This window comes from Bacillus sp. EB600, from assembly GCF_024494385.1.
GTDB lineage: Bacteria > Bacillota > Bacilli > Bacillales > Cytobacillaceae > JAEVLT01.
On record NZ_JAEVLT010000019.1, the window covers coordinates 62870 to 79238 of the forward strand.

Here is a 16369-nt window from a genome sequence, read left to right on the forward strand (position 1 = left end):
GTACACAAAGCCTTTTAGTTGTTAACTCTTGCCCCTGCTATTTAAACAAATAACAGTGATAAACATTACTTATCCCTATCCCTATGTTGACTATCTTTAATTGTCTTTGCCATAGCTAAGAAAACAATTATTATAAACGCTGCGGAGAAAAAAATTACAGAATACAAAGATATACCATCCCTTTCGGCTTCTGTTTGCCCCAAGTCTTTTGTATTATTTTACCATACGTTATTAAACTATTCTGCCCCGTTTGTTTAAGTGAAAACCCTCACAATCTCTTCAACCATAACGATTTTCTTTAAATGTGTTGTGCAACAATCTGGCCCTTTAGTTGAGCAACCTAATAAGCGTTTTTAAATAACTTTATTTTACTGAAACAGTTGGCCGTTAGCCAAAATAACGGGTAAGATGTTGCGAGGAATACACATGGGCCGACCACTCAACAAATATTTTTCGGCCTACTTGCTGTTCTGGCTGTCAAAGTAATAAAAGCCCGGCTTTCCTATTAAGGAGGGAACCGGGCTTCTACTAGAGATCAACTGTTTGGAATTTGGAACGTATTTACTATATCATGGTTTATTTACAGTTTAGTTAATGGAAAAGAACAGTTTGATAACAGAGAATTACAAAAACCGGAAAAGTTGTTTTATAAATAATTTTTGTGCTTTTCTTTCAATCTTTCCACAGTCTTTTGATGAAACTTCATAAATCTTGAGTAAAGCTCATAAAACAGCCAACTAACCGGGATAAAAATTAGAAAAGCCAATGACTGAAACCACACCGCGCAAACCAGACTATAAACTGAAATCAACATGAAGGTCCAGAAAGCAATTTTAATATAAATCTTGTTTCGTTTTGCAATTCGCTCTGCTCTCTTTAAAGTATTTTTAAAAGTCTTTTCTGATTTATTCACTGGTCTCCCCTGCCTTTCTAGTTATTTCTCCGATATATTCAATACTGTCACTCTTCCAACCTTCACCCTTCACATATAAAAACTTTGTCCTGACAAATACATGATCTGTATTACTTACACCGTTAAAACTTATAGTTAAATCAAACTCATTCATAAATCCAGCTTCGTTCTTGCTTATTTTCCGCTCAAAACTGGATAGATTAGCAGCTGAAATTTGAACTTCTGTGCTGCTTTCTGAAGCTCCCGACGTTAACCAACAAAAGGCAGGAAAGCCCTACCTTAAATTCGCTGCACGCGACCATTGAATCTCTCTTTCCAATAGTCTTTCGTCATATCTACAATCGCAACACCTTTTGAGGTTTGTGCTCCTATGAATTTTCCATTTCCTATATAGATACCGACATGTCCATCCGGTTTATAAGTATCAAAGAATACGAGATCACCTGGCTGCATTTCATTAGGGGATACCGGTTTTCCTAAATATTTTAAAGTATCCGTACTAGTGGATTCTAAAGGGCCGAGATTAACCCCTTCCTGGGCAAAAGCCCAATGAACAAAAGATGAACAATCAAAGCGTCCTCTGGCAATATCACTCTGATTCCTCCCACCACCAAAAACATAAACAGAATTTCCGATCCACTTGTTCCCTACATCTACAACAGCAACACCTGTATTTCCTCCACTACCTGCTACTCTGGTATCGACGGCAACATATCCCTTAACATATCGCTCCGCAAACCCAAGCACTTCTTCTACATACCAATCAGCATGGTTATAAGCATATACCGCATCCCTTAATCGACCTTCAGCTGCACCATTTTTAGCTAAATAATTGGCTGCAGAATAAATGGCATCTTCTATATCCCAGGGATCAGCTTTCCCGTCCCCATTTGCATCAACACCATAACCGCCATATTTCTTAATCATGGCTGGATCAGTCAATATATTGCTGGGTATAAGCGCATTACCTAAACCATTTCCTCCGGGGTATGACCAGCCAATCCATGTTAAAGGCATGAACTGATAATGTCCGATTGCCCCAACTGGTGAGACCATATTTTTCAATGTGGAAAACCTTGTTTCCACTCGATGTTCAGCCGCAAGTAAGTTCCATGGTACACCATATTTTTCTTGAGCAGCTTTATAGATTGGTATATATTGAGATGGAATTTCATTCACTCCAAAATCAGATATTTCTCCACCAGAATAGCCTTTTCCTGGTTTGGCCCCTTGTTCTCCAGCTGAAGATAGGACGATAAATGCCATAACCATACCACCAAGCAAGATGAATACCGCGATGACCATTCCAAAGATAATGGGTGTACCAATGGAGGACCCAGCTGCAGCAACTGCCTTTGTCGATAATGCTTTCGAGACCTTCTTAACAACCATTTTTCCAGCTTCATTGGCAGCTTTTTTAAAAGCCGAACTTCCTCCCGTTTCTAAATCATTAGGATTATTAGTTTGGGACATTTACTCTCACATCCTCTACCTTCCAATCCCCATTGACCTTGCGTAACCCGACTAAATACCAATCTTCTGTTGCTGTTATATTTCCATCTGTCGATTTTGCTTCCCCGGTTACAATCACATTCCAGCGAACAATCATACTGCTTTTATTGACTACCGGTGTAACCTGGGTGCTCTTAACCGTCAAATAGGATCGTTCAAGCACTTCTCGTCTACCATTCCGTTTCATTTTTTGATATAAATCATCCGTCATATAGGGTTTGGAATTTTCAAGATACTCTTGGGGCTTATCGGCATTGTAAGGATAAAAGGCAGTAACAAATTGAACAGCAATCTTTTTTGTGGCTTCCAGTTCTTCATTGGAGAATTTTTCAGATTGGTCATAATCATTCGATCCATTAATGGAAGAATCAGTATCCTTATGAACAGAAGATGTAGCTGGAGAATTGTTATGATTTTTAGGTGCTTTATATATAGGATGTTGGTCGATAGGACCCTTATCCCTGTTTATGGTTCGAAAAAAAGCCAATACAGAAAAACCTATCACTAGAAAGATCACAAGAAGAAAAAGAAACAACTTTACCCTGTCACTCTTGCTATTTTCAAAATCCCATCCAAACATATCTAGTCCTCCTAGTGCTATGTCCTATTCCCTCTCTTTATTTTTGCTCGTATTTTCACGATTGACCGTTTTATTGATTTTCTGTTGATTTAAATTTTGTTCAGTTCGTCTTGTAGCTTCCTTAGAAACATTTTCTCTTTCGGTGATTGTATCCTGAATGCTTCGATTCGTTTCCGTTACGTTATTATTTCTTTCTGTCACATTATTAACAGTGCGCTCATTATGATCATTATTAATGGATTGGTGATTAATTTTATCTTTGATATTTTTTTCATTACTGTTATTTATCAATCGTTCTCGATTCGTTGTATCTTGAGAAACACCATGGTCAACTGACCGTACAAGTGATCTGTGTTCACTTAATTGTCCACCCTGTGAATGATCGGTAAGCTCCGGATTGTGCATATCTGAATGTTCTAGTGTAGCAGTATCTTCCATATTTACATCTCTTAATCTTTTACGATTTGCTAAAGGAACATTTGGAAGATTTCCTCCGTCTAAACGTCGGCGCCGTAAATCTTCAATTGATGTAATATTACCATTTTCATCATGTTGTTTAGTTTTTTGTGTTCGATCCATTAACTGTTCACGGTCAACATTTGATGTATGTTCAATACCTGTATGTTTTTTGGATATTTCTTGACCTTCTGTAAATTCTTCGTTGTTACGATCTGCAAGCATTGCACCAGCAACAGCACTCTTGAGACCATCTTTAGTTGATTTGAACTGTTTTTTTCTTTTTGCTAACTGATCCTTATCCAGAATACCTATTTTACTCTGTCCTACCTGACGTCGTGCTAAAGGTTGATTACGCATACGACCACTGCCATTAGCATGATCCATCACATTTCTAGCTGTACGAACCATATTTTTAGCTTCACGATATTTTTGCTTATAACCTTGTAAAGTCGCTCCTGTACTACTTTGGACATTATTCACTGCCGTGGACACCACGTTAAACAGGTCTTTACGTTTCGCCCAAATACCTACAAAACAAATGATCTGAAGGAGCATCATACCTAAATAACCTAAATCCCCGTTATCAGTTGCACGATATAAAATGGCAGAAATGCCAAACATAATCGTTAACAATAGGGCAATGGCAATCTTCATTAACTGGGCATGTAATACTTTCATTGCCCAATCAAAAGCTGATTGTTGCCATCTTGGAACCATTGCCATAAGCAACGGAACCGGAGCAAAAAGTACCAATGCAAGGAATATCATCTGATAAAGAATGATGGTGCCTGAAACGATCAATAAAAAGATTCCAATAATGCTGTTGGCGATGAAAAGCAACGGAACGAAAGCTGCACGCTGAGAAACTCCATCAATAGACATCATTTTATTTTTCTTTATTTGTACTTCTTCTTTTGCCTTTTCACTTCTGTCTTGTGCATTTATAATAGGGTCAATCTGAAGAAGTTCATTGACACGTCCTTCCTCCACTTTTGTTGTGCCATATTGCATTAAGAGATAAGGTTTTTTTACCATCAAGTCAAACATCTGATTGCGTATGGTTGCAATTCCTTCTTCTTCTGAATAAGAAGAACCTGGATTAACAATACTTGCAGAAACGGCCAATATTTCACTTTGAAGATTACTAGACCAACTATTAACTCCCTTCAAAATAGTTGGAGCATTAGAAAAGAAGCCAAGTGCAAAAACGAAAATGATCATTGAAGAAATCAATCCACCCCACGCACGAGTACTTTCACGTTTTACCATACCAACGTAAGTCGCCCAAGCACCAACAATTCCAATAACAATTGTCACAAGCAAAGGCCATAATCCCTTGACCATGAAGCCACCAGGTCCAAAACCAGCAATATTTTGAATAGCTTCACCAATTTGATCACACACATTGGAAACAAAATCGAGTTGAAACGCTTCTTGGACAATCTTCATCGAAAAAGACCCTAGTAAGCTATTTACAATCCAAATAGAATTAATAATTTCCATTAAAGCAATATAGATTTGTTTACCTGCCCCGTCTGCCCAATTCCACGGCATCCAATCACCATTGGTATCAACCCATGTATCGAGTTTATAATTAGCTTGTGGATAATCATTATATTTTAATTGAACCTCTCCTACTGATTTCGCATTTCCATCCTGAGGTACTAAGTTATCTTGAAGGCTTTCTGCTGAAACCGGGACTTGAACCACAAGAAGCAATGCCACAAATAAAAAGAAAACCTTCAGTAGTCTTTTCATTAATCATGCAGCTCCCTTAGTACTTTTGGATTTAAGTCCTTTACAAGTTTGTCAAAATCATATATATCTCCGTATTTAGTACGTTTCCATCCGTTGTCAGTCTTAACTACCTCCATTTCTTCTGTTTTTAAACGATCCTTATCAGTAGGGTCTTGGTATTCAATTTTATAAAAGTAATCTTTATCATTTACTTCCCATTGAGTCAATTTATAATGTTTGATAGTTTCTTTGTTATCTGCTTTATCCTTAGGATCTAATGCTTTTGATTTTTCATTGAGTAAATTTAGCATTTTTGATTCATCTGTTTGAATCAAAGCATTAACCCATTTAATCGGGACATCTGTAGAATTTTCCCCTTTACCATTTACCTTATTATTACTGCAAGCTGCAGTAATAATAAGAAGAAAAGAAATACTCAAAATGGAAATAAATTTTTTCATATAAACACCTCTTCTTTAGAGTTGTCATCATTCATCGGTTCATGACTATCTATTGGAAGTCTCCCATCAAGAATGATCTTTTCATCTTCGTAAATTCTTTCAGCTGGTGGCCGTGTATCAAAGGCATCAAACAAATCTTTAAATAAAGCATTAATGGATATAACCCCCACCCGTCCAGTAATATCTTGGAATAAACACTGACCGTTTTGAAGTTCTCTCAAAGTCGATGCGTTGTATTCTGTATTTTTTAAGTTCAACAAGGAAAGAACATTTTCAATCTCTTTCGGATCGGTACTTCGAAATGCAAATTTCATCCCAATGTTGTTCTTCATCTTTTCATCCAGCAAATCATTCGCATTTTGCGTAACAAAGTAAATACCAGCATTCATTGAACGTCCTGCACGTACAAGTCGCGATGCTAAATGGCTCCCCTGACTTGTATTCAATACCGCCCAGGCTTCATCAAGCAAAACTGTTTTAAAAATGTGGCGATCGCTATGAATGAATTTTAAAGCGAATGATGAAATTGGGAGCATCATCGCAATGGAAAGCATTTCAGACAAGTTGTATTTTTCTTGTGGGGTATCTGGTGCCGGCAATTCAAGGTTTTGAATTTGAAGCACATTTAGTGCTGTCTGAAGGTTAATCGCTGTATCATTCTCTCCATCACCAAAAAGTAGCTGAGCAAAAGACAATTCACTAAAAGATCGAATATGCTCGCCTAATAGCTTTGAAACCTTGTCTTCGCTGTTTAATAATGTTTGAACCACTTTACTTAAACATGGCTTTTCTCCTTCTGAAACCGAACGAACAGCCTGAGTCAGCTTCGGGAACTTTCCAGAATCATCAAGTCTCACACCGGTTAAGAACGTGAGAATATCAAGTGCAAGGGTTTCAGCCTCTTTTATATCATCATGAATGGAAAATGGATCTAATCTCCCTTTATCTTCGGGTTTGGTAGAAAGTGAAATAATGTTTACCTGTTCACCTAATTCATATAAATCTCGATTCCAATTACCGCGTTCGTTTTTAGGATCAATGACCAGGGCCTTTCCCCCAGAAAGAACGGATAGGTACGTAATGAGGTTGGCACAAAAAGACTTACCTCCACCCAACGACCCTAGAAACGCTGCTGAAAGCGCATTTGTTTTGGTTCCGCGAATACCTTGGGCTGCTCGATTAGGCATAATATAAACCGGCTGATCAAGAATCCCTGTACTTCCGATAAAGAAACCTTCTCCATCACCCAGCTGCTTTGTGGCCCCAAACATACCACCAGCAACAGTTGCTGGTTCCATGAAATGAACATAGTCTTTGATGTACCTCTTTGCCCCTGGAAGGAATTCATTGAAAGCCAACCATTGATCACCATATGGCTGCTCAATCTGAAACATCATATCTTGATACATGTCTTTTATGGTATCGCAACGACGTTTCAATTCGTCTTCATCAGTGGCCGCAACAGCAAGAATAATCGAGGTTTTAATTAATGGCATTCGGGATTTTTGCAAATAAGCCTCTAATTCCTGGGCTTCCTTTCGACCTTCTAATACATTCAATCCTGTTTCATTTCCAGTTTCCCATGCATGTCGGTCTTGGTCTTTCAATTCTTTCTGCTTGTTACGAACGGCGGATAACGCTTTGCGATTATCCATCGTTTCCGTCCGTACACTAATTTCCACTGGAAAATCTAGATTTTGAATGACATACATCCATTCCTCTCCCGGAAATTGCATTTCATATGGGACATTTGCGATGGTTAAAAAGGCGACATATCCTTCCACTTCATCCCCCTCATGAATTTGTTTCAAAATCAAATTTCGTTTTGGTGAATCGTCTACTAAACCTTCTGATAAACGCACGACATCATGATACAGTGGACGACGAACTGTTATCTTACCTTCTTCATATTCTTTAAAATTCACTGTGTAAGCAGGACTCCAATTTTTGATAATCGGAGCCTTCCCAATGGATCGATACCAGTTCCGGCGAATGAGCCACTGAAGATCTTCTTCATTAATGGGATCTGCCTTTAAACGTGTAGATACTTTGTTATAAACGCGCCGTTCAGCTTTACGGTATCGATTTATTTCATCTTCAGTAATTTCAGGGATATCAAGTCCAGATACTTCATTCACACCACCAATAAACTCTTTCCATGCTTCTTTTATGTCCTGGAAAAGGGAGCTTTTTTTATTCAAATGATCAGGTTTTTGCAACTTCACACCAATATAAAACCTGTATTCTGTACCTTCTTTCCCTAACAATTTTTCAAGTTGAAGTGCCGAATCATCTGTATGCTTGATTGCTGCTTCTTTCAATGGACCTGATAATTTACTTTTGAAATGTTCATGCTTTTCTTGGATCGACTGAAAGCTTGGAACGACAAGTAAATGGGTATCCAAATTGATTTGCCAAAAAAAAGCTTTAATCTTCGTAAAAATAAAATCCTTTTCTTCATCAGCTAAAAAATCGTAATTGTATCCAGGTAACTGATAGTAAGCCCAACATGTACCGTCTTGAGAAAATACAAGGTTTCCTTCAAAATATTTAATTGGAAATTCTATATTCATCCGCTTCACCTTTCTCAAGGTAGCTCAATTGACGAAAGCCAACCTTGCTTGCATATTTGTAAGGCTTTTTCACGTCTGACACTTCTTTATAACGATTTCGTATATGTGGCGATAAATGGTATTGCACGACTCGGATCAAAAATCGCTGAGGCGCTTTTCCATCTAGCAATTGTTTTGTAAAAAACCAAGTAAATAATCCAGGTAAAAATACGTATTCTACCAATTCCAAATGCAACAAACTAAAAGGAGGAAAATGATTTAAGATCCACACAATCATCACTCCACCGCCGAAGAATCCTATCTGTCGATAAGTTAAGGGAATTGGCAGAGGAATATCCTGAATTCCGTATAAAACCTTTTCTACTTTCCAGACACTGTTATAAGTTCGTAAAATTTTAGGCTTCATGTACTATCACCCCACCTTCTTTGGTTTCACTAACCGCCGAAAACAGTAGACCACAATTTACCGCCCAACGTTTTAACGCTTTCCGGTGTGAAAACAAATACTCCAACGATCATCGCAAAAATGGCGAAACCTACAAACCTAGAAAACTCACGCTTTACCAAAAAATAAATAGCAACAGCCCCAATAATAACTAAGAATAAAGCCCCAACTTGCGTAGAAAACCAATTTTGAATATTTTGGCCAAAGTTCATAACCTAAAAACCTCCTAATGTAGTATTATTGATTTTTCATTTCCTTTACGAACCAACGATTATCTTGTTTAACTAACATTAGCTGATACGGATACATAACTTGAGCTTTTGATTGATTTTCCTGAAAAATGACGTTTGCATACACTTGATATTCATTGGAGGATGTACTAGCCTTAATGACGGTGTTTTTCACTTTTTTGAACGTGATAATTCCAGTCATCGTTTGAATCTCGTTACCTTTCACGTAATAAGATAATTCTTCCTGGGTACCGGTTGTATAAACTTTGAAAAATGTGTTTAATGATGAAGTAATTTCTTCTTGGAGTTTAGGATCTTGAATTTTGCTATTTTCATCGATCGTGGAATCTGAAGTAATTTGTGGTTTTTTCGCTGGTGCAACAAAATACGGTATCTTATAAACAACAAAAGATTTTCCATCGGTTTTAATCGGAATAACGAAATCTTTTTCATAAGGACCTGCTGATTCCTCCGTTGCTTTCGGTGGCTCTGTATTATTTTTTTGAGCTTCTGCTACCGCTGCTGGATCAGGTGGAGGTAATTTCTTCAAGATATGCTGTACTCGTAACGTTATAAGGGCTGTATCCTTCCCCGTTTCTTCAACATTCCAAACTTGTGATTTAGTTAAACGGCTATTCCATTCCATCCCATCAAATACAAGTCCAGCTTGTTCATTTAATCCTTTGGCAAGATAAGGCTGCAAACGTTCCATCCGATTTTTTCTGCCTTCATCGGTATTTTGCCAATTAAAATATTGACTAGCGAAGTTCTGGGCAAAGGACTGGGCTCCCTCGCTTGCTGCATGATTAACTTTTTGGTCCACTTGTTGCATCGAATTATCCTTAGCTGTAGCATTTCCAACACGAACAATCGCTACGATTGATAGAAACAATACCAATACAAAACCTGTCCAAAAAGCGTACTTAATCAATTTTTTTCGCAGTACAGTTTTTGGATATTCACGTTTTTTCATGCTTCCTCTCCTTCCTCTTCAACTCTTCTCCAAGCGCCCAAACAGAAATACAGATAAAAACAAACACTCCTATAGTTGTCCAAAGACCATTCTCTACATAAAAATCTTTGATAAGTTTTATCACCTGATCTGCAGCTGTAGAAAAAACTGGAAATTTTACATAGGCCAAATGGAGAAGGAAATATGCGATTGCTACCATTACTGCTGAAACGATAACAACCACCAAAAATCTTCTAAAAAAACCTAGCAACATTTCTTTGATTGAATTATTGGTTGCAGACGAACCGCGTTTAACTTTGTATCCCATCCTTATCACCTCACCTCGTGTCATCAAGTTATTGGATACATAGATTTCTATAATTCCATTTTTATAGATCATTCAATTTTCTTATATAAGCGATAAAGTTGGTTAGAATCAGTTGAATTTTTCGCTTTCCAGATGTCTCCATATGGATTCGCTATCACATCCTCATAAGTGCCAAATAGCAAACTTCCACCAATCTTCTCAATTTCACGAGAATCTGCCTTTTTCGAGTTTTCCAAAATCTTATTTCGTTCTGTATCATTATTAGAAACAAACAACACTCGAACAACCCGAATACCATCACCAAAAATTTCGTCATTTACAAAAGCTCTTTTACGAACATATTCGTTATAACGTCTAATTTTATTCAGCGTTACTTCGATCCTTTGTCGACTTCTTTCTAATTCTACAAAATAAAGAAATTTAACGTTTTGTCCGTTCACTTCTCTTTCCAATAGAAAAGCTCCATCGGGTCGAATCACCGAAGTAGATGATTGCTTTTTCTTTCCTTCCTTATCCGTAGTGACTTCACCATAATTGCGAAATGCCCTGCGTTCTGAAAAATACTCGTTAAATTGATAATAGTCATCCTTTTGAGAAGCATAAGACGCAAGAATATGTGCCATTCTTATGGAATGAAAAACATAAGTCGGTGTACGCTGTGTCCACCGTGCATCCCAATCAGCTTCACCGAGAATTTCTTTTACTTCCTGGACACCCTTTGTATCCAGTGTATAAACAAGGCGATCACGGCCCTGCACAGTAGCTTTTGCAACTGGGAATGACTTAATATAGCCCTCCGCTTCCATGGCCCTCATTTGTTTAGATATCCAAAACTTACTGTAAGGCTTTCCTTCTGGATGAATATAAATATATTTTTCTAAGTACTCTACATCAATAAATACCAAATCATGTAAAGTAACGAATAATAACTCTTCCATTTCTCCTATTCTTTTTACCATTGATAAACCCCCTACTATACCCAAAAATCGTCATTGTTAATGATATCATTTTTGCTATCATCCGTTTTCCCCTCTTTCTGATTTTCTTCCTGCAAACTTGAAGATTCTTCAGATTCTGATTGTCCGGATTCATGCTGTATCTGCTCATCTTCATGACCTGCTAATAAATCATCGCATAACTCATTGGAATGAACAAGGACGTCTAGTTTTTCAACAGTAGCAGCGACTTCAACTTTAATTAAATCAACATCTTTTTTGGCTTCTTCATCCTCTGTCAAAAGATAAGAATCGTAGATTTCATTTTTTTCTTGTTTGTCTTCTATGGAAGAAGACTCCATCGTTTTGCGTTCAAATTCCATTGCCTTTGCAATCGTCCGTTCCTTTATAGCCGGAATGGAACTTTCATATCGAGCTGGCTTGGGAGCTTTCATACGGATCAAAAAAGGTCGTGTCCGTTCATTCCCAACTTGCATTCGCATATAAGCGTGATAAGGCTCAATCTGTAAATAATCCGATTCCCACAGTACCTCAGAAGTCATAGAACGATTGACGTATTGTGCATCATCCGGTTCCCCTAATCGAAACGAAATAAGTGTTCCGAAATTTCGGAAAATTGCTGATGCAACTTCCCTAGGTATCTGATCTTTAATCCCCTGCATCCCCAAAATGATAGAAGTTTTGTATTTCCTTAGCTCCGATGCAAAAGATTCGATCGCATCCGCACTATGTTCCATCAAAGTAGGCGCTTCATCCACCATCACAAAATGATAAGGTAACTTTTGCCGTTCATAAGCTGGTGTATCAGCCCTGCTCTTACCAGCAAGCTCCGCGAAGGTCAAACACATGGAGCCTATAAGCTTTTTTTCATCACTGGTCAATTCAGACAAATCAAGCAAATTGATCATTCCCCGATCCATACTTTCACGGAAATGCAAACCATTCGTTTTGGCTCGAAGCATTTTCCCTAGTACACCAGATAAAGTAATTTTCCGTAATTTATTCAGTGTAGAATTCGTTTTGGCTTGAAGTTCTCGATCTTGGAGCCTTTGAAAATTAGCAAAATAAAGATACAAGTTGTTTTCAATCGGATCACTCCGATCCAAACGCTGTAAAACACTTTCACGATAATAAGGATCACTCAAAAGTTTTTGTAAATTGGGAAGACTCGCTTCTCCTAGTCTCTGTAAAACAATTCCGCCATTTAAAAAATTATCATCAATATTCGGTCCCCAAAAATCTTTCCAGGTTCTTTTCAATACATCTGCAACCGTTTGAGCAATCTTATCCTCTGCCGTTGCAAAATCGACATCATAAACATTAAAAGGGATCTTACCTTCAGAAAATTTAATGTATCGAACAAGATGCTGCTTTTCAGGTGGAATTCTTGCAGCAATGTCCTGGCATAAGTCACCATGGGGATCAATAATCGTTCCCCCAATGCTAGTTCCAGCACCCTCAAGATGGATCAAATCTTCCACTAAATTGTACATTGCAGTAGATTTCCCCATCCCTGACATTCCTATAAAAGCAGCGTGATATCTCAAAGTGGAAAGATCAAACATTACATCTGTCTTCTTTCCATGATAAACGTGTTCACCCAAAGAAATAGCTAATGCAGAATCAAACTTTACATCCTTTAATTCTTTAGGCAATGGAGTTGATCTCATTTTAAGTCGGTGCAACTTATTACTATGAACCCTCTCACTTGGAAGCCTCATGATAGCTGCCATTTCCTCCGAACCCAAAATGACTCGCTTTTTCATTGGCTCCATTGGAAGGATACGGTTTTTATACTCCCAACGAAATAATGGTCTTATCGTTCGAAACCACCACCATTCACGTCCCTTTAACTGATTTAAACGCCCACTGGAGAAAGTACCGATGGATCCTTTAGCACTCTTGATCAAATTTTTTGAATCTTTCTCGTTTATTCCAAAAGCAACAACCTTGATCCCCACTCTTGAAAGAATTCTTGTAGACTTCCCCTCTATCGCCGATAAGTATAATTCATTATCATGCTCTAAAGATTCATCTGCTGCGCCTTCTTTATAAAACTGTCGAACAATCCCCCTAAAACTTTTTTCCGTATGAAAAGCAGGCTGAACAAGAAATTGCATATGAACTTCCTGATCCTCCTCTAAACCATCTAAAAACTCAATTAACTCCGATTGTGTATCCACCACTTCATTGTGATAAGTCTTAATGGGTATTGTCCAATGACTTTCGGTAAAGAACTTAGTAGCTGCATGTGGCCGAGAGAAATCAAGCACAGGACTCTCCACTTCAATTATTTCTACATCAGAATGTTCCGCGTAATATTTACTTTTAAATGCCGATCCAATATGTTCATCCGGCACCCAAACAAAATATCGAATTTGCTCCTTAGTCGCAACGATCTCCCAGCTAATCCACTCCTGTTTAATCAATCTTCTATACCAAGGACGAGTTAAAAAACTCAACATTGTTGTCCATGAAGTTTCATCCTTAAAGTACAAAATCTTAGCATCCATCGTTGTTTTCAACTCATAGACAATCCCATCTCTAGGAATCAAAAATGGAAACAGGTGGTATCTCACACACGTCCCCTCACCTTCATGATCACAATTTTCCATTCTCAATTAACCTTTAAATTCTCAAATAAAAATCTTTACACTTTCTACTTTAAAATTCCCATCCACCTTTCTGATCTCGCTTTTTTTACACAGCATTTCCCTGATACTTACTTCTTTTCTCTTTTTATCTCTTATTCTTTATCACTCCTCCCCCCCATTACTCTCTCTCAATCACTCACACTCACATACTCTACCTCTCTCTCTACTCTCTACACACTTACTTACTAACTACACACCACCATCCCCTCCCCCAAAACTATATATTACATCAGGTAAGTGGGTTATCTATCTAAGGTCCTGCATAATGGTCACGGATTGTAAGTATGGAGAGCCGTGACCATTATGCAGGACCTGGCCTCGTTTTATAGGCCAATCCAAGTTGTATTTAATATTGGGGATGGTGATACTATCTATTACAATATTATTTACAATGTATTTTGCAACTTAATTTTACCATTTAGGGAAAATAATGTAAGGTCCTAATTTCCTATTTTAAAAACAGATGTTCTAATAAGAATAAAACCTTAAGAAAATCTTCTCATAAGAAACCAAATTTATTTACCAAAATAGAAAGATTGTACAAAACTTTTACAATGACAAAAACCCAAGAGCACCAAGAAAAAGTTCCAGCCCTCCACCTAATTATTAGCAAGCAATCGGAAGCCTACAACATTCACCTAGAAACAATAGTTCCTTATTGATTAATCATAATCAATAATAGTTCTAATTTATAAAAACTTTTATAAGATGCCAAGAAGCACTAGCTAGATGTTAAACACAATCCCCAAGAAAGGATAGTATAGATATGTATTGGCAGACTGGCTCATTATTTTTACAAATTTTAACAAGTCATTTTTTCAGGTGGAGAAGATCCGGATTGGTATAAGATGCCGACTTCATAATTAAGCAATTCGGCTTCCAATGTTGGAAATGGGAGTGCTACAATAAATGGTTTCAGTACAGGTAAAAGTTCGGAAAACGTCAACTGGGCCTGGCGAATTTGATTTTTACGTAACATCAGCATGGTCCTAAATAGCATAGATCGGCTGGCCAACTTTGTAACAGCACCACGGCCACGGCCAATTGTATATTTTTTTAGTTTAGTAGATTGCTTGCAAACTTCCTTAAGTGTAGACACAGACATTCCAAAGGTTTTAGCAAGACTAACCAAAGAAGCCTCCAAAAACGGCGTATCAGGGCTGGTATGTGTGTCCAAATAGGCAAGGATATCTTCTTCCCACTCCTTATAATGGGAACGGTCTCTCTCTTCACGGGGTTTCTTGAATTTATACCAGCCTTCTCTCCCCTTAAATTGAGCTTGTCCATCTGTCCAAAGCTCCAATAACCCTTCAACATAGGAACGTTTAACGCCCTTATATTTACCCGAATACGCACTCTTTAGGGTCCTTTCAAATTCACTCTTCTTTAGTGGGTGATACAAGTTACTGTTAAATTGATCAAGTTCATCATAAGCTTCTTCAAAAGGTCGTTCACTGGCATAGTTAGCAAGGGCAAGCGTCATCAATGCGTTATTACGGCTGGAACTGCAATGTCCTCTCTCTATCTGTGTAGCTCGAATAAGCTCCTGATACCAGTCCGATGATGTTTGATCGATGGCTGAACCACTCTTGTTGTAAACGACTCGTAGGAATTTGCGATTTTCCGTCTCTTCATACTGTTTAGACCAAGTTAACAGTTCACTGGTATTGGTAGGTTGGTCATAGAAATCCAGTACATTGTCTTCTCTTGGGATCCGGTAAAAACCAAAAGGGACACATCCGGTATCAACTGGTGCATAGTTTTTAAGGGCTTTTCGAATATTTTCGGATAGTCGCTCAGCAACTCTTAAAGCCTTGTAATCTTGTTTTTTATGTATATAAAAGGGAGTTTCCAGCACAAAGAATACTTGAAAGCCTCTTGGCGTTTCCAACAAAAGATTAGGGCGAGGCAAGCCTAATTCCTCACATCCAAGATAAAGAGCATATAGATCCAATTCCTTCGTATCGATATCAAGGCCAATTACATTGATTTGTTTTAGATTTTCCCGTTCATGCCCCTTAATGACACGTCTTTTGAAATCATAGTATGTGCCACCACGATAAGTATTAGGCGTCCAGTGGGTCAGGTTCTGATACTTTTCCTGGAGCGATTCGTAAGAAGTCACGATGTAGCCCTTCCCCTCCACAAGGTCAGCCTTAGATGGTGATACAAATACTACGCCTTTACGATAAGGAATTTCGGTCATAGATTTCTCGTAAGCAGCCACTTTGTGGATAGACTGACGGGATCCCTTTTTTTTGTATAGACGCAAGCCATTATGGGTCATGAACTGCATAATTTCAATAATCGAAAAAGGACTTCTTTTGTAATTAGCTGCCATGGTCGTTTCTATGATCTACACCTTCTTCCTGTCGGAAACTCACTTTACTATTGCCACCATAAATTGCACCGGTTTCCATGTATTTCATGGAACTTATTGTTGAATTAAGTATACCGAACTCGATTTTTGAAAAAGGGTGCTCTCTAAGGGAAAATGCACCAAAAAAAAGAATCCCTTGAAGCTTAGAGCCCCAAGGGATTGAAAAAAAAGTTGAAATTTTTTTACTAC

Annotated in this window: 12 protein-coding genes; all 12 read right to left on the reverse strand. The window is 37.9% G+C overall.

What is annotated here, in order from left to right:
* Nucleotides 1-1192: 1192 nt before the first annotated feature.
* Complete coding sequence (locus tag JN080_RS18030) at nucleotides 1193-2386, reverse strand: bifunctional lytic transglycosylase/C40 family peptidase (protein WP_256237372.1); 1194 nt, start codon at nucleotides 2384-2386, stop codon at nucleotides 1193-1195.
* Nucleotides 2373-3005 (reverse strand): YbjP/YqhG family protein, encoded by a 633-nt coding sequence (locus JN080_RS18035; protein WP_256237373.1) that lies wholly within the window; start codon nucleotides 3003-3005, stop codon nucleotides 2373-2375. Before JN080_RS18035 ends, JN080_RS18030 begins: the two co-directional genes overlap by 14 nt.
* A 24-nt stretch (nucleotides 3006-3029) precedes the next feature.
* A complete protein-coding gene (locus JN080_RS18040) occupies nucleotides 3030-5222 on the reverse strand; it encodes a CD3337/EF1877 family mobilome membrane protein (protein WP_256237374.1) in 2193 nt (730 codons plus the stop codon).
* A complete protein-coding gene (locus JN080_RS18045) occupies nucleotides 5222-5662 on the reverse strand; it encodes a hypothetical protein (RefSeq protein ID WP_256237375.1) in 441 nt (146 codons plus the stop codon). The genes JN080_RS18040 and JN080_RS18045 overlap by 1 nt, the downstream gene beginning before the upstream one ends.
* Nucleotides 5659-8235: an ATP-binding protein gene (locus JN080_RS18050; RefSeq protein ID WP_256237376.1), complete on the reverse strand. Its 2577-nt coding sequence runs from the start codon at nucleotides 8233-8235 to the stop codon at nucleotides 5659-5661. The genes JN080_RS18045 and JN080_RS18050 overlap by 4 nt, the downstream gene beginning before the upstream one ends.
* Nucleotides 8213-8641, reverse strand: a complete 429-nt coding sequence (locus JN080_RS18055; RefSeq protein WP_256237377.1) for a TcpE family conjugal transfer membrane protein — start codon at nucleotides 8639-8641, stop codon at nucleotides 8213-8215. Before JN080_RS18055 ends, JN080_RS18050 begins: the two co-directional genes overlap by 23 nt.
* Before the next feature lie 29 nt (nucleotides 8642-8670).
* The gene (locus tag JN080_RS18060; protein WP_256237378.1) at nucleotides 8671-8892 is read right to left on the reverse strand and encodes a hypothetical protein; all 222 of its coding nucleotides are present in this window, start codon (nucleotides 8890-8892) and stop codon (nucleotides 8671-8673) included.
* A gap of 25 nt (nucleotides 8893-8917) precedes the next feature.
* Nucleotides 8918-9883 (reverse strand): conjugal transfer protein, encoded by a 966-nt coding sequence (locus JN080_RS18065; protein WP_256237379.1) that lies wholly within the window; start codon nucleotides 9881-9883, stop codon nucleotides 8918-8920.
* Complete coding sequence (locus JN080_RS18070; RefSeq protein WP_256237380.1) at nucleotides 9870-10190, reverse strand: hypothetical protein; 321 nt, start codon at nucleotides 10188-10190, stop codon at nucleotides 9870-9872. Before JN080_RS18070 ends, JN080_RS18065 begins: the two co-directional genes overlap by 14 nt.
* A 68-nt stretch (nucleotides 10191-10258) precedes the next feature.
* Nucleotides 10259-11149 carry a replication-relaxation family protein gene (locus tag JN080_RS18075; RefSeq protein ID WP_256237381.1) on the reverse strand — a complete coding sequence of 297 codons (891 nt, stop codon included), beginning with the start codon at nucleotides 11147-11149 and terminating at the stop codon, nucleotides 10259-10261.
* A gap of 14 nt (nucleotides 11150-11163) precedes the next feature.
* Nucleotides 11164-13761, reverse strand: a complete 2598-nt coding sequence (locus tag JN080_RS18080) for an ATP-binding protein (RefSeq protein ID WP_256237382.1) — start codon at nucleotides 13759-13761, stop codon at nucleotides 11164-11166.
* 841 nt (nucleotides 13762-14602) lie between these two features.
* Nucleotides 14603-16141, reverse strand: a complete 1539-nt coding sequence (locus JN080_RS18085; protein WP_256237383.1) for a primase C-terminal domain-containing protein — start codon at nucleotides 16139-16141, stop codon at nucleotides 14603-14605.
* Between the last annotated feature and the right edge of the window lie 228 nt (nucleotides 16142-16369).